Origin of the sequence: Escherichia sp. B1147, assembly GCF_001660175.1 — a bacterium.
In the GTDB taxonomy this organism is placed as follows: domain Bacteria; phylum Pseudomonadota; class Gammaproteobacteria; order Enterobacterales; family Enterobacteriaceae; genus Escherichia; species Escherichia whittamii.
This window is the reverse complement of record NZ_LFHY01000013.1, coordinates 130,066-152,448: the sequence shown is the minus strand read 5'-3', so window position 1 is coordinate 152,448 and position 22,383 is coordinate 130,066. Positions and strand designations below refer to the sequence as shown.

Annotated in this window: 24 protein-coding genes; 10 read left to right on the top strand and 14 right to left on the bottom strand. The window is 48.1% G+C overall.

The annotated features are described in order from the left end of the window. The first annotated feature begins 124 nt into the window (after positions 1 to 124). Both fadD and rnd read left to right on the top strand, forming a co-directional pair. Positions 125 to 1,810, top strand: coding sequence for a long-chain-fatty-acid--CoA ligase FadD (gene fadD / locus A9180_RS13520; RefSeq protein ID WP_077883524.1), 1,686 nt, complete (start codon positions 125 to 127; stop codon positions 1,808 to 1,810). 81 nt (positions 1,811 to 1,891) lie between these two features. Next, positions 1,892 to 3,007 carry a ribonuclease D gene (gene rnd / locus A9180_RS13515; RefSeq protein ID WP_064529227.1) on the top strand — a complete coding sequence of 372 codons (1,116 nt, stop codon included), beginning with the start codon at positions 1,892 to 1,894 and terminating at the stop codon, positions 3,005 to 3,007. 54 nt (positions 3,008 to 3,061) lie between these two features. Here the strand turns inward: rnd and yeaX are convergent, their stop codons facing one another. The 4 genes from yeaX to dmlA all read right to left on the bottom strand — a co-directional run bounded on the left by yeaX (position 3,062) and on the right by dmlA (position 8,184). After that, the gene (yeaX, locus tag A9180_RS13510) at positions 3,062 to 4,027 is read right to left on the bottom strand and encodes a carnitine monooxygenase reductase subunit YeaX (RefSeq protein WP_064529226.1); all 966 of its coding nucleotides are present in this window, start codon (positions 4,025 to 4,027) and stop codon (positions 3,062 to 3,064) included. 55 nt (positions 4,028 to 4,082) lie between these two features. After that, positions 4,083 to 5,207, bottom strand: a complete 1,125-nt coding sequence (yeaW, locus tag A9180_RS13505; protein WP_064529225.1) for a carnitine monooxygenase, oxygenase subunit YeaW — start codon at positions 5,205 to 5,207, stop codon at positions 4,083 to 4,085. A gap of 31 nt (positions 5,208 to 5,238) precedes the next feature. Continuing rightward, positions 5,239 to 6,849, bottom strand: a complete 1,611-nt coding sequence (gene yeaV / locus A9180_RS13500; RefSeq protein ID WP_064529224.1) for a BCCT family transporter YeaV — start codon at positions 6,847 to 6,849, stop codon at positions 5,239 to 5,241. 249 nt (positions 6,850 to 7,098) lie between these two features. Then, on the bottom strand, positions 7,099 to 8,184 hold the full coding sequence (gene dmlA, locus A9180_RS13495) for a multifunctional D-malate/3-isopropylmalate/tartarate dehydrogenase (RefSeq protein ID WP_064529223.1): 1,086 nt from the start codon (positions 8,182 to 8,184) through the stop codon (positions 7,099 to 7,101). Between the two features lie 102 nt (positions 8,185 to 8,286). Between dmlA and dmlR the strand changes: the two genes are divergently transcribed. The 5 genes from dmlR to A9180_RS13470 all read left to right on the top strand — a co-directional run bounded on the left by dmlR (position 8,287) and on the right by A9180_RS13470 (position 11,090). Then, positions 8,287 to 9,210, top strand: a complete 924-nt coding sequence (dmlR, locus tag A9180_RS13490; RefSeq protein WP_064529363.1) for a DNA-binding transcriptional regulator DmlR — start codon at positions 8,287 to 8,289, stop codon at positions 9,208 to 9,210. A gap of 126 nt (positions 9,211 to 9,336) precedes the next feature. Next, positions 9,337 to 9,975 (top strand): leucine efflux protein LeuE, encoded by a 639-nt coding sequence (gene leuE, locus A9180_RS13485; protein ID WP_064529222.1) that lies wholly within the window; start codon positions 9,337 to 9,339, stop codon positions 9,973 to 9,975. Positions 9,976 to 10,156: 181 nt separating this feature from the next. Then, positions 10,157 to 10,507, top strand: a complete 351-nt coding sequence (gene yeaR, locus A9180_RS13480; RefSeq protein WP_225567290.1) for a DUF1971 domain-containing protein YeaR — start codon at positions 10,157 to 10,159, stop codon at positions 10,505 to 10,507. Positions 10,508 to 10,510: 3 nt separating this feature from the next. Next, the gene (locus tag A9180_RS13475) at positions 10,511 to 10,693 is read left to right on the top strand and encodes a DUF1869 domain-containing protein (RefSeq protein WP_064529220.1); all 183 of its coding nucleotides are present in this window, start codon (positions 10,511 to 10,513) and stop codon (positions 10,691 to 10,693) included. A 148-nt stretch (positions 10,694 to 10,841) separates the two neighbouring features. Next, on the top strand, positions 10,842 to 11,090 hold the full coding sequence (locus tag A9180_RS13470) for a GlsB/YeaQ/YmgE family stress response membrane protein (protein ID WP_064529219.1): 249 nt from the start codon (positions 10,842 to 10,844) through the stop codon (positions 11,088 to 11,090). Positions 11,091 to 11,149: 59 nt separating this feature from the next. On the opposite strand, the gene yoaJ is transcribed toward A9180_RS13470, so the two are convergent. From yoaJ to A9180_RS13460, 3 genes are read right to left on the bottom strand one after another with little or no spacing between them, the layout of a single operon-like run. Next, positions 11,150 to 11,224: a protein YoaJ gene (yoaJ, locus tag A9180_RS23155; RefSeq protein WP_001386836.1), complete on the bottom strand. Its 75-nt coding sequence runs from the start codon at positions 11,222 to 11,224 to the stop codon at positions 11,150 to 11,152. Positions 11,225 to 11,226: 2 nt separating this feature from the next. Continuing rightward, entirely contained in the window at positions 11,227 to 11,325 is a 99-nt protein-coding gene (locus A9180_RS13465; RefSeq protein ID WP_032225340.1) for a YoaK family small membrane protein, read from the bottom strand. A gap of 32 nt (positions 11,326 to 11,357) precedes the next feature. Then, the gene (locus A9180_RS13460; protein ID WP_262364617.1) at positions 11,358 to 12,329 is read right to left on the bottom strand and encodes a sensor domain-containing diguanylate cyclase; all 972 of its coding nucleotides are present in this window, start codon (positions 12,327 to 12,329) and stop codon (positions 11,358 to 11,360) included. Positions 12,330 to 12,567: 238 nt separating this feature from the next. Between A9180_RS13460 and A9180_RS13455 the strand changes: the two genes are divergently transcribed. After that, positions 12,568 to 12,822, top strand: coding sequence for a DUF333 domain-containing protein (locus A9180_RS13455; protein ID WP_064529218.1), 255 nt, complete (start codon positions 12,568 to 12,570; stop codon positions 12,820 to 12,822). 21 nt (positions 12,823 to 12,843) lie between these two features. Here A9180_RS13455 and A9180_RS13450 read toward each other — a convergent pair whose 3' ends face one another. Both A9180_RS13450 and A9180_RS13445 read right to left on the bottom strand, forming a co-directional pair. Continuing rightward, positions 12,844 to 13,191: a DUF488 domain-containing protein gene (locus A9180_RS13450; protein ID WP_064529217.1), complete on the bottom strand. Its 348-nt coding sequence runs from the start codon at positions 13,189 to 13,191 to the stop codon at positions 12,844 to 12,846. Positions 13,192 to 13,272: 81 nt separating this feature from the next. Continuing rightward, positions 13,273 to 13,719, bottom strand: a complete 447-nt coding sequence (locus A9180_RS13445) for a DUF441 domain-containing protein (RefSeq protein ID WP_064529216.1) — start codon at positions 13,717 to 13,719, stop codon at positions 13,273 to 13,275. Between the two features lie 169 nt (positions 13,720 to 13,888). On the opposite strand from A9180_RS13445, the gene yoaI reads away from it, so the two are divergent. Further along, on the top strand, positions 13,889 to 13,993 hold the full coding sequence (gene yoaI / locus A9180_RS13440; protein ID WP_064529215.1) for a small membrane protein YoaI: 105 nt from the start codon (positions 13,889 to 13,891) through the stop codon (positions 13,991 to 13,993). On the opposite strand, the gene yeaK is transcribed toward yoaI, so the two are convergent. The 5 genes from yeaK to yeaG form a co-directional block, all read right to left on the bottom strand. Then, complete coding sequence (gene yeaK, locus A9180_RS13435) at positions 13,994 to 14,497, bottom strand: mischarged aminoacyl-tRNA deacylase (protein ID WP_064529214.1); 504 nt, start codon at positions 14,495 to 14,497, stop codon at positions 13,994 to 13,996. A 42-nt stretch (positions 14,498 to 14,539) separates the two neighbouring features. Then, complete coding sequence (gene dgcJ / locus A9180_RS13430) at positions 14,540 to 16,030, bottom strand: diguanylate cyclase DgcJ (RefSeq protein WP_064529213.1); 1,491 nt, start codon at positions 16,028 to 16,030, stop codon at positions 14,540 to 14,542. Positions 16,031 to 16,210: 180 nt separating this feature from the next. After that, positions 16,211 to 17,686, bottom strand: coding sequence for a GGDEF domain-containing protein (locus A9180_RS13425; protein ID WP_074399565.1), 1,476 nt, complete (start codon positions 17,684 to 17,686; stop codon positions 16,211 to 16,213). A 146-nt stretch (positions 17,687 to 17,832) separates the two neighbouring features. Beyond that, on the bottom strand, positions 17,833 to 19,116 hold the full coding sequence (locus A9180_RS13420; RefSeq protein ID WP_064529212.1) for a YeaH/YhbH family protein: 1,284 nt from the start codon (positions 19,114 to 19,116) through the stop codon (positions 17,833 to 17,835). A gap of 111 nt (positions 19,117 to 19,227) precedes the next feature. After that, entirely contained in the window at positions 19,228 to 21,162 is a 1,935-nt protein-coding gene (gene yeaG, locus A9180_RS13415) for a protein kinase YeaG (RefSeq protein ID WP_064529211.1), read from the bottom strand. Positions 21,163 to 21,597: 435 nt separating this feature from the next. Between yeaG and mipA the strand changes: the two genes are divergently transcribed. Then, positions 21,598 to 22,344 carry a scaffolding protein MipA gene (gene mipA / locus A9180_RS13410; protein ID WP_064529210.1) on the top strand — a complete coding sequence of 249 codons (747 nt, stop codon included), beginning with the start codon at positions 21,598 to 21,600 and terminating at the stop codon, positions 22,342 to 22,344. The last annotated feature ends 39 nt before the right edge of the window (positions 22,345 to 22,383 follow it).

The following is a 22,383-nucleotide window of genomic DNA, read 5'->3' as shown; positions in this document are numbered from 1 at the left end:
ACGCGCTTCGCAACCTTTTCCTTGGGTAATTATCAAGCTGGTAAGATGAGTTAATATTATGTTAATAACATGTTTATCACTTGGGGTTGCGATGACGACGAACACGCATTATAGAGGTGAAGAATTGAAGAAGGTTTGGCTTAACCGTTATCCCGCGGATGTTCCGACGGAGATCAACCCTGACCGTTATCAATCTCTGGTAGATATGTTTGAGCAGTCGGTCGCGCGCTACGCCGATCAGCCCGCATTTATGAATATGGGGGAGGTAATGACCTTCCGCAAGCTGGAAGAACGCAGTCGCGCGTTTGCCGCTTATTTGCAACAAGGGCTGGGGCTTAAAAAGGGCGATCGCGTTGCACTGATGATGCCTAATTTATTGCAGTATCCGGTGGCGCTGTTTGGTATTTTGCGTGCCGGGATGATCGTCGTAAACGTCAACCCGTTGTATACCCCGCGCGAGCTTGAGCATCAGCTCAATGACAGCGGCGCATCGGCGATTGTCATTGTGTCCAACTTTGCTCATACGCTGGAAAAAGTGGTCGATAAAACCGCAGTTCAGCACGTTATCCTGACCCGTATGGGCGATCAGCTTTCGACAGCGAAAGGCACACTGGTTAACTTCGTTGTTAAATACATCAAACGTCTGGTACCGAAATATCATCTGCCAGATGCCATTTCATTTCGTAGCGCCCTGCATAACGGCTACCGTATGCAGTATGTCAAACCTGAACTGGTGCCGGAAGACTTAGCCTTCCTGCAGTACACTGGCGGCACCACTGGGGTGGCGAAAGGCGCGATGCTGACGCACCGCAATATGCTGGCGAATCTGGAACAGGTTAACGCCACTTATGGGCCATTGCTGCATCCGGGTAAAGAGCTGGTGGTGACGGCGCTGCCGCTGTATCACATTTTTGCACTAACCATTAACTGCCTGCTGTTTATTGAACTGGGCGGGCAGAACTTGCTAATCACTAACCCACGCGATATTCCGGGGCTGGTGAAAGAGTTAGCGAAATATCCGTTTACCGCCATCACCGGCGTTAACACCTTGTTCAACGCGTTGCTGAACAATAAAGAGTTCCAGCAACTGGATTTCTCCAGTCTGCATCTTTCCGCAGGCGGTGGGATGCCTGTTCAACAAGTGGTGGCAGAACGCTGGGTGAAACTGACCGGACAATATTTGCTTGAAGGTTATGGTCTGACCGAGTGTGCGCCGCTGGTGAGCGTTAACCCGTACGACATTGATTATCACAGCGGTAGCATTGGATTACCGGTGCCATCGACGGAAGCCAAACTGGTGGATGATGATGATAACGAAGTACCACCGGGGCAACCGGGCGAACTTTGTGTCAGAGGTCCACAGGTGATGCTGGGCTACTGGCAGCGACCGGATGCTACCGATGAAATCATCAAAAACGGTTGGTTACACACCGGCGACATCGCGGTGATGGATGAAGAAGGATTCCTGCGCATTGTCGATCGTAAAAAAGACATGATTCTGGTTTCCGGTTTTAACGTCTATCCCAACGAGATTGAGGATGTGGTCATGCAGCATCCTGGCGTACAGGAAGTGGCGGCTGTTGGCGTACCTTCCGGCTCCAGTGGCGAAGCGGTGAAAATCTTCGTAGTGAAAAAAGACGCGTCGCTTACCGAAGAGTCACTGGTGACCTTTTGCCGCCGTCAGCTCACGGGCTACAAAGTACCGAAGCTGGTGGAGTTTCGTGATGAGTTACCGAAATCTAACGTCGGAAAAATTTTGCGACGAGAATTACGTGACGAAGCGCGCGGCAAAGTGGACAATAAAGCCTGAGCGTTAAGTCAGTCGTCATACGCCGGTTAATCCGGCGTTTTTTTTGACGCCCACTAAAGAGATTTCAATTTGAATTACCAAATGATTACCACGGACGATGCGCTGGCTTCTTTGTGTGAAGCTGTCCGTGCCTTTCCGGCGATAGCCCTGGATACTGAATTTGTTCGTACGCGCACCTATTACCCGCAGCTGGGGCTGATTCAACTTTTCGATGGCGAGCATCTGGCGCTAATCGATCCGCTCGGGATCACCGACTGGTCACCGCTGAAAGCGATCCTGCGCGATCCGTCCATCACCAAATTTCTCCATGCGGGCAGTGAGGATCTGGAAGTGTTCCTCAATGTCTTTGGCGAGTTACCTCAACCCCTAATTGACACGCAAATCCTTGCTGCTTTCTGCGGACGCCCGATGTCGTGGGGATTTGCCTCCATGGTGGAAGAGTATACTGGCGTTACGCTGGACAAGAGCGAATCGCGCACCGACTGGTTGGCAAGACCGCTAACCGAACGTCAGTGCGAATACGCGGCAGCGGACGTCTGGTATTTATTGCCGATCACCGCAAAGCTGATGGTTGAAACCGAATCCTCTGGCTGGCTACCTGCGGCGCTGGATGAATGTCGCCTGATGCAAACGCGTCGCCAGGAGATTGTTGCGCCGGAAGATGCATGGCGTGATATCACCAATGCCTGGCAATTAAGAACGCGCCAACTGGCCTGCCTGCAACTGCTCGCTGACTGGCGGCTGCGCAAGGCGCGGGAGCGCGATCTGGCGGTGAACTTTGTCGTGCGTGAAGAACATTTGTGGTCGGTAGCGCGTTATATGCCGGGAAGTCTTGGCGAACTGGACAGCCTGGGGTTATCCGGTAGTGAAATTCGCTTCCACGGTAAAACGCTGCTGGCGCTGGTAGAGAAAGCGCAGGCATTGCCGGAAGAGGCATTACCGCAGCCGATGCTTAACCTGATGGATATGCCTGGTTATCGCAAAGCGTTTAAAGCGATTAAGTCGCTGATTACTGACGTGAGCGAAACGCACAAGATCAGCGTCGAATTGCTGGCATCGCGTCGGCAAATCAACCAACTGCTGAACTGGCACTGGAAATTAAAACCACAGAACAATTTACCAGAGCTGGTTTCCGGCTGGCGTGGTGAATTGATGGCAGAAGCATTGCACAATTTATTGCAGGAATATCCGCAGTAAAACTTTCCTGAGCCGGACAGGGCGCAGCCAGCGCCACGTCCGGCTTCAGACAAACTACAAATCTAACACCAGCCGTTTACCCTTCGCGCGTGAACAACAGATCAACATACTTTGCTGGCTGGCACGCTCTTCATCGCTAAAATACTGATCCCGATGGTCAGCTTCACCTTCCAGAATTGCCGTTTCGCAGGTCCCGCATACCCCTTCACGACATAAACATTCCACTTTTGCCGCTTTATTATTTTCAATAACCTGCAAAATAGTCATCTCTTCCGACACCACAAACTCTTTACCGGAACGGGCAAGCACCAGTGTAAACGCATTGCCAGTTTTGTCCTCAATAGCAAACTGCTCAAAGTGCAGCGTATCGGCGGCTATGTTCAGACGCGCGGCTTCGTTTTTTACCGCTTCATTCAGTACTTCGGGGCCACAGGTATAAACGTGTGTACCCGGTTCGATATCCGCCAATAACCGCGCTAATTCCAGTCGCGTTCCGGTTGATGAATGATGCAAATGAATTTTCTCAGCCTGCGGATGCTGGACTAACTCATCACGAAAGGCGCAACTTTCGGGACTTCGCGAACAGTAATGTAATTGCCAGTCAATGTTGCTGTGTTGAAGTTCGCCAAGGTGCGACAAGAAAGGGGTGATACCAATACCGCCCGCGATAAACAGATACTTTCGAGCCGTGGGAACCAGAGCAAACAGGTTATTAGGCGTTGAAATGGTTAACCGATCGCCTGCGTTCACCTTCTGATGTAAAAAACGCGAACCACCGCGCGAGTTTTCTTCCCGTCGAACGGCAATCTGATAACAAGACGTATCGAGTGGCGAACTCAGCAGTGAGTACGCATTGCTGTACTGGTTATCGCCATCGGCCATCTGCACAATGACGTGACTTCCGCCGGTGAACGCAGGCAGCGGTTTGCCGTCGGTTGCCACCAGCGTGAAGCGTTTCACCTGTTCGGTAAGCGGTTCAACCTGGCTTACCTGTACTTCGAACATTTGATAGTCTGACATTGCTGTACTCCATCAAAAATCAGCCCGGCGACGGAATAGACCGCCGCCGATGTCATTAGTCCTTAAACACCTGCGCCAGCAGATTATGGAAATGGGCGATACCGTGTTCGGAAATCCCGCTACCGCTACTGTCGGCCATGATGCGTCCCTGTCCACGATATCCGCGAGACTTCAGCCCTTTTTGGACGCTTTCCACCAGACGTAAATCTTCCGGACGGAACACATCGCGATACCACTCAATCAGCGATTTTTGCTCGTCGGTTAACTCTTCATTGGTGAAGTAAATATCGTAGTTTTGCAGGGTAGTTTCAGAGTCCACCGGGAATTCATAAATGACCGTCATCATCCCTTTGATCGGCGTGACGTTCAGCATGGTGCACGGCCACAGCCAGAAACCGTGGAACGCTGCATCCGTACCTTCTTCAAATTTAAAAGATTGTTCGGATGGTTTTGCAAAGCCGTATTGCAGCGTCCAGTTGCCGTGCATGGTGTGCCAGTAACGGTCAACCTGAACGGAGTCGGAGAAGCCAGGATGCGCCGGACCACAGTGATAGCACTCGAGATAGTTATCGACAATGTTCTTCCAGTTGGCAGGTGTGCGGGTAGTAAAGCGGGCTGCCAGTTTCAGATCGTGAACTTCCGGGCAGGCTTCCAGCACTTTTGCCCCCAGACCAGGTAACTGATCTTCCACGCTGGTGGCGTTGGGGTCCATGTTGATGAAGACGAATCCGGCATACTCTTCCAGACGCACCGGGACCAGCTGCGCTTTTTCGCTGTCGAAATTGGCGACGTTTTCACAGTTACGCGCGTGGGCCAGGTTGCCATCGAGTTTGAATGCCCAGGCGTGATACGGACAGGTGATCACATTTTTTGCTTTTCCTTCACCGCTCAACAACTGATGACCACGGTGCGGACACACGTTATAGAACGCGCGCAAAACCTTATCACGACCGCGTACCAGCACAATACTTTCGCCAATGATCTCACGCGTTACGTAATCATTAGCATTCGCCAGTTCGCTACTGTGGGCGACGCAAATCCAGCTTTTAGCGAAGACGTTCTCTTTTTCGTGTTCAAAGGCGTTCTGATCGGTATAGAAACGGGCCGGAATAGTCCATGCTTCTTGCGGGTTGGCGCAAAAATTTTCAGGTAGTACTAAGTCAGGGCTCAGATTGCTCATAGGGATACCTTTATTGTTAGGATGATGGCGCTCAGTTGTCGCCTTTGAATACGGTTCCCGCAGGGAGCACTGGCGTTTTTTCCGGGGCTTCAACCGGTGTCTGCGGGAGATAATGTTCAATTTGATGGGCCGGAATATCGGCGTAATCCTGTTTCAGCCAGCGAATAAATCCGCCCACTTTCACCAGTAAAATGGCGAGGAAGGGAAGGGCTGTAAGTACCACGGTGGTTTTCATGGTTTCCAGCGACGCACCAGTAAATAAGATAGACAGTGGAATCAGTGTGATCACCACGCACCAGAACAGGCGCAGCCCACGGTCAGGATCGTCACCTTCCTGGAGATTACGCGTACTGGTTGCCGCCATGGTGTAGGCCACCGCATCCATATGCGAGGCGAGGAAAATAATCATCACGCCCAGATAAGCGGCGAGGAATAATTTACCGGCTGGCAACGACATCAGAACTTGTTGTACAGCCGTTTCACCGCCCAATGTTTCAAGTACCTGCGGGACGTTGATTATCCCCTTGATAAACTGATGAATGGCAAAGCTTTCCATTACGCCGAAGAAGAACCAGCAGCCGATGGTGCTACCGAGGATCAGTCCCCAGATAACTTCTTTGATCTTACGACCACGTGATACGCGGGTGACAAACATTGCCACGCCGGGCGTGTAAGAGATCCACCAGAGCCAGTAGAAAACGGTCCAGTTGCGGGTAAATGAACCATCGCCAAGTGGATCGGTGAATAAGCTCATTTGCAGGAAGTTTTGCGTGGTCAGGCCGATGGCATTGATGATGCTGTTGGTAATAAACTCGGTTGGTCCAACAATCAGGACCAGCAATGGCAGCAGAAACGCGCCCCAGCCGACCATTTTGCTCAGACGTTGCAAACCGTTATTGATACCAATCCACGAGCTAAGGCAAAAAATGCCGCCGGAAAGCAAGATAACAAATGCCTGCACGGTGAAGTTATCTGGCAAACCGGTCAGCGCGGAAAGCCCACGGGTAAAGGTTGCCGCCGTTACCACCAGAGAAATGGTCAGCGCGCCGACAGTGGCGATCAGGAACATCAAATCAACCAGTTTTCCCCACGGGCCTTGCGGACGAACGCCGGTAATGGCGGCAATAATGCCGGAAAGACTCAGACCTTTGTTTTTCCGCACGTGGAAATGGTAGGCCATGATTAATGAGGCCAGCGTATAAGTTGCCCACGCGCTGATCCCCCAGTGGAAGAAGGAGTAGGGGACGCTAAATTCGAGTGCCTGCTGTGAACGCGGCACGATATTTAAACCAGGCGTTTGATAATAATAAGCCCACTCAGCCACGCCCCAATAAAGTGTGGAGGAGCCTAAACCGGCGCAAATAAACATAAACAGCCAGGAGAGCGTACTGTATTCCGGTTTACCTTCGCCGAGGCGAATATTACCGTATTTGCTGGTGGCTAAATAAATCACTAACCCCATAGCCAGTAAAACTAATACCTGTACGGCGGAACCTAACGTACGGGTGACAAAAGTGTATATTGCGTTGGCCGCGTCGGCTGACTGTTGTGGAAAAAGGCTTAATGTGGCGGCGATGAAAAGAATTGCCACCAGGCTGATGCTAATCAGCGGCACATCTTTTTTCTTAACGTTGCTCATCATGAGTCATCTCCTGGGCATAAAAGCCCGTCGCTGGCTTTTGCCAGTTGTAATTATGTGCAGGGTAATGAGTTTTTGTTGCGTTTAACAAATTGATTATTTGCGTGTTACATAAATTAAACAATCAAGAATACGGAAAGCCATAAAACACGAAACGGAAACAATAAAAGGTGAAATGACGCAGGTTATTTACTGAAGAGAATGAATAAAAAAACCGCGTCAGTGACGCGGTTCAAATAAACTGGTTTGACCTTAACGCAAAATGATTTTGCAAATTGCCTCAGTAACCTGTGGCGTGGTGGCATTGCCTTTCATATCAGGTGTTTTCGGTCCGTGAGCAATCACTTCTTCAATCGCAGCCAGAATACCATTGTGCGCTTGCTGGAAACGTTTATCACCATTGCCGAGGAAATCCAGCATCATTGCACCGGCCCAAATCGTGGCGATCGGGTTAGCGATATTTTTACCGTAGATATCCGGTGCGGAACCGTGGACAGGCTCGAAGAGCGACGGGAAAGTACGTTCCGGATTCAGGTTGGCGGAAGGGGCAATCCCGATTGTGCCGGTGCAGGCTGGGCCAAGATCGGAAAGGATATCGCCAAACAAATTGGATGCCACCACCACGTCAAAACGTTCCGGTTGCATCACAAAGCGCGCGCAGAGAATATCAATATGCTGCTTGTCCCAGCGGATCGCCGGGTAATTTTCTGCCATTGCTTCCACGCGCTCATCCCAGTACGGCATGCTGATGGCTAAACCGTTAGATTTGGTGGCGGAAGTCAGTGTTTTACGCGGGCGGCTTTGTGCCAGCTCAAAAGCATACCGCAAAATACGGTCGACGCCACGGCGGGTAAATACCGATTCCTGGATGACAACTTCATGCTCTGTTCCTTCGTTTAGTCGTCCGCCCAGAGACGAGTATTCGCCTTCCGTGTTCTCGCGCACTACGTAAAAATCGATGTCGCCAGGCTGTTTCCCCGCCAGTGGGCAAGGTACACCAGGAAAGAGGCGGACCGGACGCAGGTTAACGTACTGGTCAAATTCACGGCGAAATTTCAGCAGCGATCCCCATAACGAAATATGGTCCGGAACGGTATCCGGCCAGCCGACGGCACCAAAGTAGATAGCGTCGAAACTGCTGAGTTGTTCATGCCAGTCGTCCGGCATCATTTTGCCGTGATGGCTGTAATATTCGCAACTTGCCCACTCCATCTGCTCAAAGCTTAAGGCGAAGCCCCAGCGTTCAGCAGCAGCCTGTAACACACGAATCCCTTCAGGAAGGACTTCTTTGCCGATTCCATCCCCGGGTATTGCAGCGATCCGAAACGTTTTCATCATTGGGTTCTCACTTCCTGACCATCAAAATTGACAATACCTTCATCCTATAATTGACTGAAAAGGAATTAATCCCCGCAACTGGTGAAACATAAAACACGAATCATGAATAATTTACCGCTGCTGAACGATTTGCGCGTCTTTATGCTGGTGGCTCGCCGGGCTGGTTTTGCTGCTGTAGCAGAAGAATTGGGTGTTTCTCCGGCTTTCGTTAGTAAGCGTATCGCTCTGCTGGAACAAACACTGAACGTGGTGTTATTACACCGCACTACTCGTCGCGTGACGATCACCGAAGAAGGTGAGCGGATTTATGAGTGGGCGCAGCGCATATTGCAGGATGTCGGGCAGATGATGGATGAACTCTCCGACGTGCGCCTCGTGCCACAAGGTATGTTGCGTGTTATCAGTAGCTTTGGATTTGGACGGCGAGTGGTTGCTCCGGCATTATCAGCGCTGGCAAAGGCTTATCCGCAACTGGAATTACGCTTTGACGTGGAAGACAGACTGGTCGACCTGGTTAATGAAGGGGTCGATCTCGATATTCGTATTGGCGATGACATTGCACCTAACCTAATCGCCCGCAAACTGGCGACCAATCACCGTATTCTTTGCGCGTCGCCGGAATTTATTGCACAACATGGTGCGCCGAAACATTTCACGGACCTTTCTACGTTACCTTGTCTGGTTATAAAAGAGCGCGATCATCCATTTGGCGTCTGGCAATTGCGCAATAAAGAAGGAAACCACGCCATTAAAGTCACCGGCCCGCTATCGTCTAATCATGGTGAAATAGTGCATCAATGGTGTCTCGATGGTCAGGGTATTGCGCTGCGCTCCTGGTGGGATGTGAGCGAAAATATTGCCAGTGGCCATTTGGTGCAGGTACTACCGGAGTATTATCAGCCCGCGAATGTCTGGGCGGTGTATGTATCAAGGCTGGCAACATCAGCGAAAGTGCGGATAACGGTAGAGTTTTTACGCCAGTATTTTGCCGAGCACTACCCGAATTTTTCACTGGACCACGCCTGATTAATGATTCAATTATCGGGTTATTATCAGGTTAAAACCTGATTTTCTCCTTTCTAAGCCACTACAGATTGGTTAGCATATTCACCTTTAATCGCGCATTTCCCAAAGAAAATTTAAGAGGTTAACGTGTTCGCTGAATATGGGGTTCTGAATTACTGGACCTATCTGGTTGGGGCCATTTTTATCGTGCTGGTGCCTGGGCCGAATACTCTGTTTGTGCTTAAAAATAGCGTCAGCAGTGGAGTGAAAGGTGGTTATCTTGCAGCCTGTGGCGTATTTATTGGTGATGCGGTATTAATGTTTCTGGCGTGGGCAGGTGTGGCAACATTGATTAAGACCACACCGATATTATTCAACATCGTACGTTATCTTGGCGCGTTTTATTTGCTGTATCTTGGGGGGAAAATTCTTTACGCCACCCTGAAGGGCAACAATAGCGAGACCAAATCGGATGAACCGCAATATGGCGCTATTTTCAAGCGCGCCTTAATATTGAGCCTGACCAACCCGAAAGCTATTTTATTCTATGTGTCATTTTTTGTGCAATTTATCGACGTTAATGCGCCACATACGGGTATTTCGTTCTTTATCCTGGCGATGACACTTGAGATAGTCAGCTTCTGTTATTTGAGCTTCCTGATTATTTCCGGCGCCTTTGTCACGCAGTACATTCGCACGAAAAAGAAACTGGCAAAACTAGGCAATTCTCTGATTGGTTTGATGTTTGTCGGTTTTGCCGCACGACTGGCGACGCTGCAATCTTAATGCTTTCCGCCCGCGATACCGCGGGCTTCCCTCCTGAACGCCACCGCGCCTGGACGTTGATACGGTGCTAAAAAGTAACCAATAAATGGTATTTAAAATGCAAATTATCAGGCGTACTCTGAAACGGCTGGAATAAACGGTTTTCAGCGCATTTACCGAAGGAGGGAGAAGGATGCTACAAATCCCACAGAATTATATTCACACGCGCTCAACGCCTTTCTGGAATAAACAAACCGCACCTGCCGGAATATTCGAACGTCATCTTGATAAAGGAACGCGTCCGGGGGTTTACCCTCGATTGTCTGTTATGCATGGGGCGGTCAAATATCTCGGCTATGCTGATGAACACAGCACAGAACCTGATCAGGTGATCCTTATCGAAGCGGGGCAATTTGCAGTGTTCCCGCCAGAAAAATGGCACAACATTGAAGCCATGACTGACGATACTTATTTCAACATCGACTTCTTCGTTGCTCCTGAAGTCTTGATGGAAGGTGCAAAACAACGGAAAGTCATTCATAGCGGGAGATGAATTATGGGCAAAGCAACGTATACCGTAACCGTCACCAATAACAGTAATGGTGTCTCTGTTGATTACGAAACAGAGACACCGATGACATTGCTGGTGCCAGAAGTGGCGGCGGAAGTTTTAAAAGATCTTGTTAACACGGTGCGCTCTTATGACACGGAAAACGAACATGATGTTTGTGGCTGGTAATTTCACCTGATAGAAAATGGCGCCATTTTATGCACCATCGCAAAAAAAATATGCGTGATGCTCATCACAATTTTTACTTCTTTGATGTTGTGCTATGCTTTTTATCAGCGACTAACGCGCTAATACAAAACAGATAAGGAAGGATAAAATGGGCATTCTGTCATGGATTATTTTTGGGCTTATTGCTGGTATTCTGGCGAAATGGATTATGCCAGGTAAAGATGGTGGTGGATTCTTCATGACTATCCTGTTGGGGATTGTCGGCGCCGTGGTCGGCGGATGGATCAGTACACTGTTTGGTTTTGGTAAAGTCGATGGCTTCAACTTTGGCAGCTTCGTAGTTGCGGTGATCGGTGCGCTTGTCGTGCTGTTTATCTACAGAAAAGTCAAAAGCTAACGCTGAAATAGAACAAAGGCTGCTTTTTCGCAGCCTTTGCTATTTTTACAGATGCAGTGTTACCACCATCCCAGCTCGGTGCCAAGAACGACAATAATCGCCACGCCCATCATAATAATCGTTGTTTTTTTCATCTTTATGCCCCTGGGGCCGCATAGCCGCCAATAAAAAACCACGCTAAAAATACGACTGCCGTAATAAAGATCACGACGGGAAAAACAATACCGATTCGCATGTTACCACCAAAGGAAAGGATGTGAATACGCCTCAGGAATCCAGAGCTGAATGCGCGACAAAAGGTTTTTTCACTTTGTGTTTTTTCTCCTGGTACATTGCAATATCGGCAGCATGCAGGGCGCTGTCGACATCGGTTGTTTCAGGATCCACTTCAATAATGCCAAGGCTGGCGCCAGGATAAAACAAGTCAACATCACCTAAGTGATATTCACCGCATATTTGCTGTTGAATACGCTCACGCAATGACTGGATATCGACATTTTCATCGGCCAGCGAAACAACCAAAAACTCATCACCACCAAGACGGCCAATAATCTCGCTATTCTGGTGTAGTGTGTTAAGGCGCTGGCCAACCTGAATAAGAAACAGATCGCCGCTATTATGACCAAAACGATCATTGATTAATTTGAAGTTGTCCAGGTCGATAAAGGCAATAATTGCTTTACGCTTCAGATGCCGCGCAAGAGAAAAAAGTGTTGTCAGATTATCAAAAATTGCCCTTCGATTCGGTAGCCCCGTCAAAGAGTCAGTATAGGATTGCGCAATCAACGCCGCATTAGCTGCACGCAATTGCTCAACCAGCGCCTCTTTTTGGATGTATTGTGTAATAAGCCCGGCGAATAGCTGCAAAACTTGCTCCGCGCGTTCGCTCCACGGGCGTTTCTCGCTGCTGGCGGCGCAAAGCGTGCCGTAGAATGAGCCATCCGGTAAGTGAATCGGCGTGCTCAGAAATGTCTTGATCCCAAGATTGCGTGCCGCAATACAGTCGCCCCAACGGTCAGGGACTTCATCGCTGAAAAAACAGTTCTCATCAATTGCGCGTTTGCACAATGATTGATCCCAGGAAACGGTAAAATTCTCCGGGATGTGCATTTTTTGGCTATTACGGGCAAACAAAATGTATTGCAGGCGTGCGTCAATATCCACTTTTGTCAGATACGTCGACTCCATGTCGGTGACCATTTCCAGCATCTCCAGGAGTTGCCGAACCAGACTTTCCAGAGAATGTTCTGAGGCGAGTGACTACGAGACGCGGGCAATAATCTGATCTGACACGAAAGAACTCCAGGATGCTGCGGGTAAAATGCTGATTATTTAATCTTTACAGGCATGATAAAACATCATCAACGGAGATGAAACTAGCCGTAATATATTTTAAGTGAATGTAAAAGAAATAGTGCTGCAAAACAAAGCGATACCGCGATATTCTAAAGCGTAGATAAACGTGCGAGATCACTATATGAAAATTATCCGTTTTGCTAAGCCTTGCCTGCTAATTCTGGCGGGGTGTTCAGCCACTTCTCAGCCCGATGCACCTGAACCGCCACATGTTGGAATGGCTAATCCTGCTTCGGTCTACTGCCAGCAAAAGGGAGGTGTGCTTATTCCGGTACAAACAGCGCAAGGGGTCAGCAACAATTGCAAATTACCTGGCGGTGAAACGATTGATGAATGGGCATTATGGCGGAGGGATCATCCGGCTGATAGAAAATAACAACCGGATGCCGGGCTGGAATCACAAACTGCGTAGCCAGTCGGCCAGCACCAGCGCATGGTTTTGCGTGGTATTTTTTGCCGAATAAAGTAGGGTTAGTGTCTGCTGGCGGGCAATATCCGCCAGTCGTTTCCCTTCTTGCTCATGCTGCGCCAGTTCTGCAAGATATTGTTCGCGAAAGGTTTCAAAATCGATCACTTCGCCGTGAAAGGCTTTGCGTAGTTCCGTTGAAGGTGTGATGGTTTTGTCCCATTCATCAAGTGCTAAATCTGTTTTCTTGATACCACGCGGCCAGAGACGATCGACCAGTACGCGATAACCATCGCCTTGTTCAGCCGGATCATAGACGCGTTTACACTGAATATTCATCGTGTTTGTTCTCCCTTTCACGCAACATTGCCACGCCACTATAGCACTTTGTTTTTATGGCTATGGCGACTGCGGCAAAAACTACTGCTTACCAATAATCAGCGAAACCAGGCCAGCAGCAATAAGCGGGCCGACGGGTACACCGCGAAAAAGCGCTACGCCTAAAACCGTACCCATCAGCAATCCGGCTACCAGTTGTGGTTGACTACCCATTAACGTTACGCCGCGCCCGCCAAGCCAGGAAACAATCACGCCTACGGCAATCGCGACTAATGATTTCCAGTTCAGAAACGAGTGAATAAGTGTCGATGGTGGCAGGGTCCCGCTGGCGATTGGGGCCATAACACCGATGGTGAGAATAATTATCCCGATGCTCAACCCTTGTTTTTCAATCCAGGGGAAAAAGGTGCTCAACGGTGTGACACGGACAATGATCAACACCAGAATTGAAACGGCGACAGTGGTGTTGTGGCTGATAAAGCCCAGCGCAGCTAATCCGAGGAGGATTAACAAAGTGACATCAAACATCGTGGTTTCCTTGCCAAAAAATAATTACTCCCTGTACTTTACGCTTGCTGAGGGCAGGAATCAGACATTAATTACACTTTTTGCATCAAAAATAAGGAGAATTGTCATCAAACTGCCATTTGGGTACGCTAACAATAACGTGAAAACAGTTATCTCCAGGGGTAAAACCATGAACGATCAAATGTTCATTGAGACACTGATTATCACGTCATCGTTTTTTGCCATTGCGGTTGTACTGGTACTGTCAGTTTTGCTACTTGAACGGACCGGCTAGTTATACAGTACGGCGGAAATGGATCAGCTCTGGTTGCGCAATGCGTAAATAATCTGCGGTGTTAAGAATAACGGATTTATCCAGCATGCCCGCGTTGAAGGCAATTTCTTCGAATCGCTCGAAGAGTAGTGGGTCGGCAACCAGTTTGAGTTTGGGGTGGAAGCTGAAAGGCGGGATGGCGCCAAAAACGCAGCCAGTGAGTTCATCGACCTCCGCCGGGCTGGCAAGCGAGGCGCGTAACCCGCCAATGTGACTGGCGAGTTGGCTCAGATCGGCCTGCTGATCGGCAGGAAGTATCGCTAATACATGTTGATTAACGCCATTTCCTTTCACTTTACACACCAGCGCCTTGGCGCCCTGACCCAAAGCAGTGCCGCGAATTTCTGACACTGCTTCACATTTGCCCACAGCTTCGTGGGTGACGATGCGGAAGTTAGCGCCTTCTTGTGATAATAAAGCGATTAAGCGCTGATGCGTCACGCTTCCTTTAGCCATTTCGGTCATTTCACGCTCCTGGGTTTATAACTAAACAACCACAGAAGATTATCATGAACTGCTGTTTTTGTTCTGTTTATTGACATACAGACGTTCATCAGAAGCTTTGTAAGCATCATGTATCGTATCGTTTTCTTTCATCGCGTAAATGCCGGAAGAGAAGCCAATCTCTTTCTGTGGCGCGATATGTTGCAGGCGTTTTTCGATACGTTCAGGCAATTGCGCAGCAATTTGTGGCGTCGAATCGACCAGGATGATGCAAAATTCATCACCACCGAGACGGATAGCATAATCGCTTTTACGAATCGACTGTTTAATCGCCTGTGCTAGTAAAGTAATCGCTAAATCACCTTCCTGATGACCCAGTGTGTCGTTAATTTGCTTTAACTTGTCCATGTCAATAGCAATAAACATGACTGCAGAACCAGCCTGAACCAGGCGTTGCAAGCGTTGCTGCAACTCAGGAGTCAATATTTTGCGGTTATACAATCCGGTCATCGCATCGCTGATATTTTCGCGAGTCACGTTTTGGTACAAGCGAAAGTGCATGCGTACCATATTCAGTAATATCAATGCCGTCAGCAGCCAGAAGACAACGCTTTTCCATGAAGACGTAATAAAGTAAAGAATATCAATGGATAATGTGACGCGAATTCCGCCAGGTAAGTCATGGACGTAACTGACGTACTGAAACAGATTGTCTTCACTCTGGTTGATAATAATGTCCCGGCCCGAATCTACATCGGTAAGCGTAACATTGAGAAAACGCCAGAGAAGAGGGCGGTCATGAGTGTAAAAGATATTCCGCAGATTGTTTTTATTGATATCCAGCAGCACAATCCCTTTAAGTTGACCCGCGAGATAAACCGGCGTCAGCAAGCTCATTACATTCTGTTTAGTACGCTGATCCTGGTAAATGCTCGATAACACCGTGCGACCGGTAAACACCTTTTCGATATCTTTACGGTTAATGCCAATGCTTCCTGATTGCAAAAACGACCAGTTATTCATGGCGAAGTATTCAACATTGACCGGCTCATAAAAATAGACATAGCGGTCATTAAGATCGAGATAATAGTGAAATTTCTCTTCAGCCATCCCAAGACCGGAACCATATTCATCTTGATGGCGATTACCTTCCACCGCTTGATCAAATGCGGGTAATAGCGCTGCTGCTTCCACAATTGTGTCACAGTCATCGGATGCGCTCTGTAATGTCCCGCGTAAGCCAGAATAAGTATGGGCCGTCAGGTTTAGTCCATAAGTATTATTGGCTGATTCAAAAGCCTCGCAGATGGCTCGTCGCTGTTCTGGCGACACCTCTGGCTGTTTTGCTGCAAGTGCGCGCATTACATGTGCGGCAATACTTTGATTTTGATACTTATCGTAGAGAAAGGAGGAATCCGCTTTCTGGACGATATAGCGCAAGTACGCGCTCATCGCTCTGTCGCTGGCGACAAGTTCAAAAATAAGGAAGGAAGATGTCAGCACAATGACACTTGCGGCGATAAAATGCCGGAGCATTCTATGGGGCAATTTCATGATAAATGGCACTCCTTCGGTTAGTGAAATGAGAAAACCAGTTAAAGTTCGATTGCGGCCTGGCACAGGGGCGCTAATTATACTCATCTCTGTGCCGTTGGGGAGGAGAAATTTAGTGGTATCAGAAATTAATTGTATGCAAAAGCCACGCAAAAAGCATGGCTGTGAATATTTTTGCACTCAAAGACGATGAATAATCACTTTGTTGCCGCCCTCGTTTTTCGCCTCACGTAAGGCTTTATCTGCTTCTGTCATGACAAGCGAGATATTACGCGTATCACCAGTTGAAAAAACACTGCCAATGCTGATGGTCATTGGTTCAGGAGCATCATACCTGTTACTAAAGCCGGTCAGGAGTTCGACATTTTTACGGATACGTTCAGCAATGATTTTTGCCTGGGCAGCATTGAGTTCGGTAAATAGCAAACCAAATACTTCCCCCTCCAGGCGCGCTAAAATGTCATCCGGGCGGATACTTTGCTGGATAATATCGACAATTGAAACCAGCACTTTATCGCCCACATGATGCCCCCATTGGTCATTGATGCGTTTGAACTGATTAATATCTACCAGCATGATACAAAAATCCTTCACAACAGGTTGCGATAATAACGACTCTACGCTGTTGAAAAAGTAACGGCGATTATAAATATTGGTCAACACATCATGAACCGCCAGTTTGCTGGAGAGTTGCAGTTCCTGAAAAATATTATAAATCAGAAACGCTACAACAAACAGTTTGCTGGAAACTTCAATACCACGACTGATGTACCAGATGGTGTAATTGTATTCATCCAGAGTCAGCAGAAGTAAGTTACAGCAGAGCGATGCCAGACATAATAACGCTATTGAAGGCCAAAGTTCACTTGCTAATCGTGTGCGCATGATAATAAAGAACAGTAAGCATGACCACAGACAAACCAAAATTTTTGTGTAATTAATTCCCCAGGTCGCAGAATGGCTATCCGGACAGTAATCTACGACGTATAAGGAATAGTCAGGGTTATAACTGCTCAGGTTGTGTGCCAGTAAAGGAAACAACATGAAAGGTATCAGTGCCAACAACAGGATGCAGTTTTTTTTCTTGTTGTTCGTTAGAATACTTTTGCGGTCATAACAGAAGAGAGCCAACGCGGTTAAGCAAATGAAACTAAGCTGGCGAAACAGATATAATATGGAAACATCATTTGATTTAGCCTGAATAAGTGTACTGTCACTGATAGGTTTATGAATAATGACAATGGTTTCAGTTAAATAGAAAATACCACTTAAGAATGCAAGGCTTAAAATGAGTGTTGGAAATACTTCACGGTTAGTAAAATATTTCATTAGCATGAAAAGAAAAATGACGGCATTAAGGAAAAACAAAGCCACAACAACCATCATATAATTCATCTGAGGGATGAGTTTTATATTGGCGTTTTCGTTATATAAGGTGGTAATGCAAAATAAAACTAATGTCAGCAGTAAGCTGAAGATAAAAAAGCTGTGTGCTTTTAGCTTTTGTGTACCCATAAAAATCATAAAAAGGAGAGCAATGTGAGTGTTCGATTTTATTGATGGCCGAGACATATAGTTTTGACCAGGATCAATTTTCACTATCGATAAAAAATAATTAAAGAATAACCCCGGGAAAATGCGTGTTAACCTAATCAATTTTCCGAATGATTGTTTTCTGGAACTAAATTGTGTAAACGTTGCGCTGTGATATTTAAAGCAATTGTAAGCTAACGTATATAATAAATGAAATAATTTACAGTGAGCTAAAAATCAGCCAGGTAATAATGACCTGGCTGATGGTGCTAGTCTTTAGCTGTTGCGTTTTGCTTATGAAACAGTTCACGGAATACCGGATAAATATCATCCTGATCGCGGATATGCTGCATCGCAAAGTTTTCGAAAGTAGATTGCAGATGCTCATATTCTCGCCACAATGTCTGATGAGCACGACGGGTAATTTCGATATAGCTGTAATAACGAACAACCGGCAGTAATTTCTTCGCCAGAATCTCATGGCACAGCGGAGAATCATCAGCCCAGTTGTCGCCGTCCGATGCTTGTGCGGCATAGATATTCCACTGCGCCGGGTTATAACGCTCTTTTACCACATCATCCATCAGTTTCAGTGCACTGGAAACAATCGTGCCGCCCGTTTCTTGTGAGTAGAAAAACTCATGTTCATCAACTTCTTTCGCCTGGGTATGGTGGCGAATGTAAACGACTTCCACGTTCTTGTATGTTCTGCTCAGGAACAGATACAGGAGTATGTAAAAACGTTTGGCCATATCTTTGGTGGATTGATCCATCGAGCCAGAAACGTCCATCAGGCAGAACATTACTGCCTGGCTGGAGGGGTCGGGTCGTTTCTCGTAATTTTTGTAGCGTAAATCGAAAGTGTCGATGAAAGGAACACGTTCAATTTTAGCTCGCAGTTCGGCAATTTCTTTGCGCAAGCGTTCCTCTTCCAGCAGTTGCGCAGGTTCAGTGTTGCTGATTATCGCTAAATCTTCTTCCAGTGCGTGCAGTTCCCGCCGCTTGCCCGCGGTCATCGCAGTACGTCGCGCCAGTGAATTTTGCAATGAACGCACCACGCTAATATTGGCCGGAACGCCGTTAGCGGTATAACCCGCGCGATGCGTTTTAAATTCGGTCAACTGGCGTTGCTGGTTTTGTTTCAGATTTGGTAAGGCCAAATCTTCAAACAGCAGATCGAGATACTCATCTTTCGAAATCTGGAAGACGAATTCATCCTGACCTTCGCCGTCCTGGCTGGCCTGGCCCTGACCGCTACCAGAACCACCGCCGCCGCCTTGAGGCCGCTCAATACGGTCGTTCTGTACGAAATGGTCGTTGCCTGGATGAACGCGATGGCGCAAGCCGCCACGCCCCTGATGAAACATTGGTTCGCTGATATCTTCCGTTGGAATGGAAACGGACTCGCCGCTGTCGACGTCGGTCACCGAACGCTTATTAATGGCCTCGGAGATCGACTGTTTAATTTGCGCTTTATAACGGCGTAAAAAACGCTGGCGATTCACCATGCTTTTATTTTTGCCGTTCAGACGCCGGTCAATAAACCAGGTCATATGCCCCCCGTACTGCATTTGCCAACTGTATGCTACGCCTGTGTTGCCGCCTGTCTGGCCCACGGTCGCTGTCGTTGTAGGCCCGGTGGTATCCGCACCGGGCCGTTGCTGTTAAGACGATTTACGTACACGCAAATACCATTCGCACAGTAAACGTACCTGTTTACGGGTGTAGCCTTTTTCCATCATACGGTCGACAAAATCGTCGTGTTTCTTCTGCTCGTCGGTTGAGGTTTTGGCGTTAAACGAAATGACCGGCAACAACTCTTCGGTATTGGAGAACATTTTCTTCTCAATGACCGTGCGCAGTTTTTCGTAACTGGTCCAGTTCGGATTGCGTCCGCTGTTATTCGCTCTGGCACGCAGTACAAAGTTGACGATCTCGTTGCGGAAATCTTTCGGATTGCTGATCCCCGCTGGTTTTTCGATTTTCTCCAGCTCGGCGTTCAGCGACTCGCGATCAAACAGCTGACCGGTATCCGGGTCACGATACTCCTGGTCCTGAATCCAGAAATCCGCATAGGTGACATAACGGTCGAAAATGTTCTGTCCATATTCAGAATAGGATTCAAGATAGGCCGTCTGGATCTCTTTACCGATAAATTCGGCATATTTCGGGATCAGATAACCTTTCAGGAACTCCAGATAGCGTTCAGCCTGCTCTTGCGGGAACTGCTCGCGTTCAATTTGCTGTTCAAGAACGTAGAACAGATGAACCGGGTTAGCAGCCACTTCCACGTGATCGAAGTTGAACACACGGGAGAGGATCTTAAATGCGAAACGCGTGGACAGACCGTTCATCCCTTCATCAACGCCCGCGTAATCACGATATTCCTGATATGACTTGGCTTTCGGATCGGTATCTTTCAGGCTTTCACCATCATAAACGCGCATCTTCGAATAAATGCTGGAGTTTTCTGGCTCTTTCAGGCGCGAAAGAATGGAAAAACGTGACAATGTTTCCAGCGTGCCAGGTGCGCATGGTGCGTGAGTCAGTTCACTATGATTAAGTAATTTCTCGTAGATTTTGATCTCTTCGGAAATACGCAAGCAATACGGTACCTTCACGATGTAGACACGGTCGAGGAAGGCTTCGTTGTTTTTATTGTTACGGAAAGTCACCCATTCAGATTCGTTTGAGTGTGCGAGAATAATCCCGTTGAATGGCAAGGCGGAGATACCTTCCGTCCCGTTGTAGTTGCCTTCCTGGGTTGCGGTCAACAGCGGATGGAGCACTTTAATCGGTGCTTTAAACATCTCAACAAATTCCATGATCCCCTGGTTGGCGCGGCACAGTGCACCGGAATAGCCGTAGGCGTCCGGATCGTTCTGGGCGTGGTGTTCGAGTTTACGAATATCCACTTTCCCCACCAGCGCGGAAATATCCTGGTTGTTCTCATCGCCCGGTTCCGTTTTGGCAATGGCAATCTGTTGCAGAATAGACGGCCACACTTTGACCACGCGGAATTTAGTGATGTCGCCACCAAATTCATGCAGGCGTTTTGCCGCCCACGGCGACATAATGGTGCCAAGGTAGCGGCGTGGAATGCCGTACTCTTTTTCAAGGATCTGCGCATCTTCCTGTGGATTGAACAGACAGAACGGATGATCGTTAACCGGGCTTCGCTCACCGTTGGCGCTCAATACATAAATAGGCACGCGTTGCATTAATGATTTCAGTCGTTCAGCAAGTGACGACTTACCCCCACCCACAGGCCCCAGCAGATACAGGATTTGTTTCTTCTCTTCCAGCCCCTGAGCCGCGTGTTTCAGATAAGAGACAATCTGTTCAATCGCGTCTTCCATGCCGTAAAACTCTTCAAATGCCGGATAACGTGCGATGACCCGGTTAGAAAAGAGTCGAGAAAGTCTGGGCTCCTGGGCTGTATCGACCATGACAGGCTCACCAATAGCCATCAATAGCCGCTCTGCCGCGTTGGCATAAGCACTGCGATCTTGCCGACAAATGGTAAGAAACTCCTGCAGTGTGAACTCTTCGTCCTTGGCAGCTTCATATCGCTGGCGATAGTGATCGAATATATTCATGGTATGCCGTCCTTTCGTTTTTTAGCACAGGTTAAGAGCCGTTGATATGAATAGTAGAGGCTCCCGGAAGAGGTAAACTGAACGACGTCTCTTGCTAAAACACAGCAACTCTCATGCCATCCTGCCGACCGTGAGAACAACGTGCCCGGTGATACACCTTCAAAATTAAGCGTAGATGGCAATTGGGAAACTTGCCTGCACGGCTTTCTGAATTTCAATGGCATATCAACAACTCATCCATAAAAATTGCATAACTAATGTAAAGAATAAGGCCGCCAGTAACGCAGAATTCATTCGTCTGTAAGCACGGCGTCATCAGCGTCAGGAAAATTAAACAGTTACCTTTGGAAATGAAAACGCAAAAAGTTTGGGTTTCGTTGTATTGACGGGTAAACTTTGTCGCCCGCTAAACATTTGTTTAAGGAATGATTAATTGTGACCAAACTCAAACTTCTGGCACTTGGAGTGCTTATCGCAACGTCTGCAGGCGTAGCACACGCTGAAGGTAATTTTTCCCTGGGCGCAGGCGTAGGTGTCGTTGAACACCCTTATAAAGATTACGATACCGATGTTTACCCAGTACCGGTAATCAACTATGAAGGCGATAACTTCTGGTTCCGTGGCTTAGGTGGTGGTTACTACCTGTGGAATGACGCGACGGATAAACTTTCAATTACCGCTTACTGGTCACCGCTCTACTTTAAAGCCAAAGACAGTGGCGATCATCAAATGCGTCACCTGGATGACCGTAAGAGCACCATGATGGCAGGTCTGTCTTACGCTCACTTTACCCAGTACGGTTATCTGCGGACCTCTCTGGCAGCCGACACACTGGATAACAGCAACGGTATCGTCTGGGATACGGCCTGGTTGTACCGTTACACTAACGGTGGTCTGACTCTGACCCCAGGTATCGGTGTGCAGTGGAACAGCGAAAACCATAACGAATACTATTATGGCGTATCGCGTAAAGAGTCCGCTCGCAGCGGTCTGCGTGGCTATAACCCGAATGATAGCTGGAGTCCGTATCTGGAACTGAGCGCCAACTATAACTTCTCCGGTGACTGGAGTGTCTACGGTACTGCGCGCTACACCCGTCTGTCCGATGAAGTTACCGACAGCCCGATGGTCGATAAATCCTGGACTGGTCTGATTTCTACCGGGATCACCTACAAATTCTGATAATGCACCTTTCCAGGGCATTTTGTGCATAAAAACAGG

Excerpts from the sequence above, each read along its gene's own strand:
- rnd (WP_064529227.1), top strand. The coding sequence starts at position 1,892 with ATGATTACCACGGACGATGCGCTGGCTTCTTTGTGTGAAGCTGTCCGT.
- yeaX (WP_064529226.1), bottom strand. The coding sequence starts at position 4,027 with ATGTCAGACTATCAAATGTTCGAAGTACAGGTAAGCCAGGTTGAACCG.
- yeaW (WP_064529225.1), bottom strand. The coding sequence starts at position 5,207 with ATGAGCAATCTGAGCCCTGACTTAGTACTACCTGAAAATTTTTGCGCC.
- yeaV (WP_064529224.1), bottom strand. The coding sequence starts at position 6,849 with ATGATGAGCAACGTTAAGAAAAAAGATGTGCCGCTGATTAGCATCAGC.
- dmlA (WP_064529223.1), bottom strand. The coding sequence starts at position 8,184 with ATGATGAAAACGTTTCGGATCGCTGCAATACCCGGGGATGGAATCGGC.
- dmlR (WP_064529363.1), top strand. The coding sequence starts at position 8,287 with ATGAATAATTTACCGCTGCTGAACGATTTGCGCGTCTTTATGCTGGTG.
- A9180_RS13475 (WP_064529220.1), top strand. The coding sequence starts at position 10,511 with ATGGGCAAAGCAACGTATACCGTAACCGTCACCAATAACAGTAATGGT.
- A9180_RS13470 (WP_064529219.1), top strand. The coding sequence starts at position 10,842 with ATGGGCATTCTGTCATGGATTATTTTTGGGCTTATTGCTGGTATTCTG.
- A9180_RS13465 (WP_032225340.1), bottom strand. The coding sequence starts at position 11,325 with ATGCGAATCGGTATTGTTTTTCCCGTCGTGATCTTTATTACGGCAGTC.
- A9180_RS13455 (WP_064529218.1), top strand. The coding sequence starts at position 12,568 with ATGAAAATTATCCGTTTTGCTAAGCCTTGCCTGCTAATTCTGGCGGGG.
- A9180_RS13450 (WP_064529217.1), bottom strand. The coding sequence starts at position 13,191 with ATGAATATTCAGTGTAAACGCGTCTATGATCCGGCTGAACAAGGCGAT.
- A9180_RS13445 (WP_064529216.1), bottom strand. The coding sequence starts at position 13,719 with ATGTTTGATGTCACTTTGTTAATCCTCCTCGGATTAGCTGCGCTGGGC.
- yoaI (WP_064529215.1), top strand. The coding sequence starts at position 13,889 with ATGAACGATCAAATGTTCATTGAGACACTGATTATCACGTCATCGTTT.
- yeaK (WP_064529214.1), bottom strand. The coding sequence starts at position 14,497 with ATGACCGAAATGGCTAAAGGAAGCGTGACGCATCAGCGCTTAATCGCT.
- dgcJ (WP_064529213.1), bottom strand. The coding sequence starts at position 16,030 with ATGAAATTGCCCCATAGAATGCTCCGGCATTTTATCGCCGCAAGTGTC.
- A9180_RS13420 (WP_064529212.1), bottom strand. The coding sequence starts at position 19,116 with ATGACCTGGTTTATTGACCGGCGTCTGAACGGCAAAAATAAAAGCATG.
- yeaG (WP_064529211.1), bottom strand. The coding sequence starts at position 21,162 with ATGAATATATTCGATCACTATCGCCAGCGATATGAAGCTGCCAAGGAC.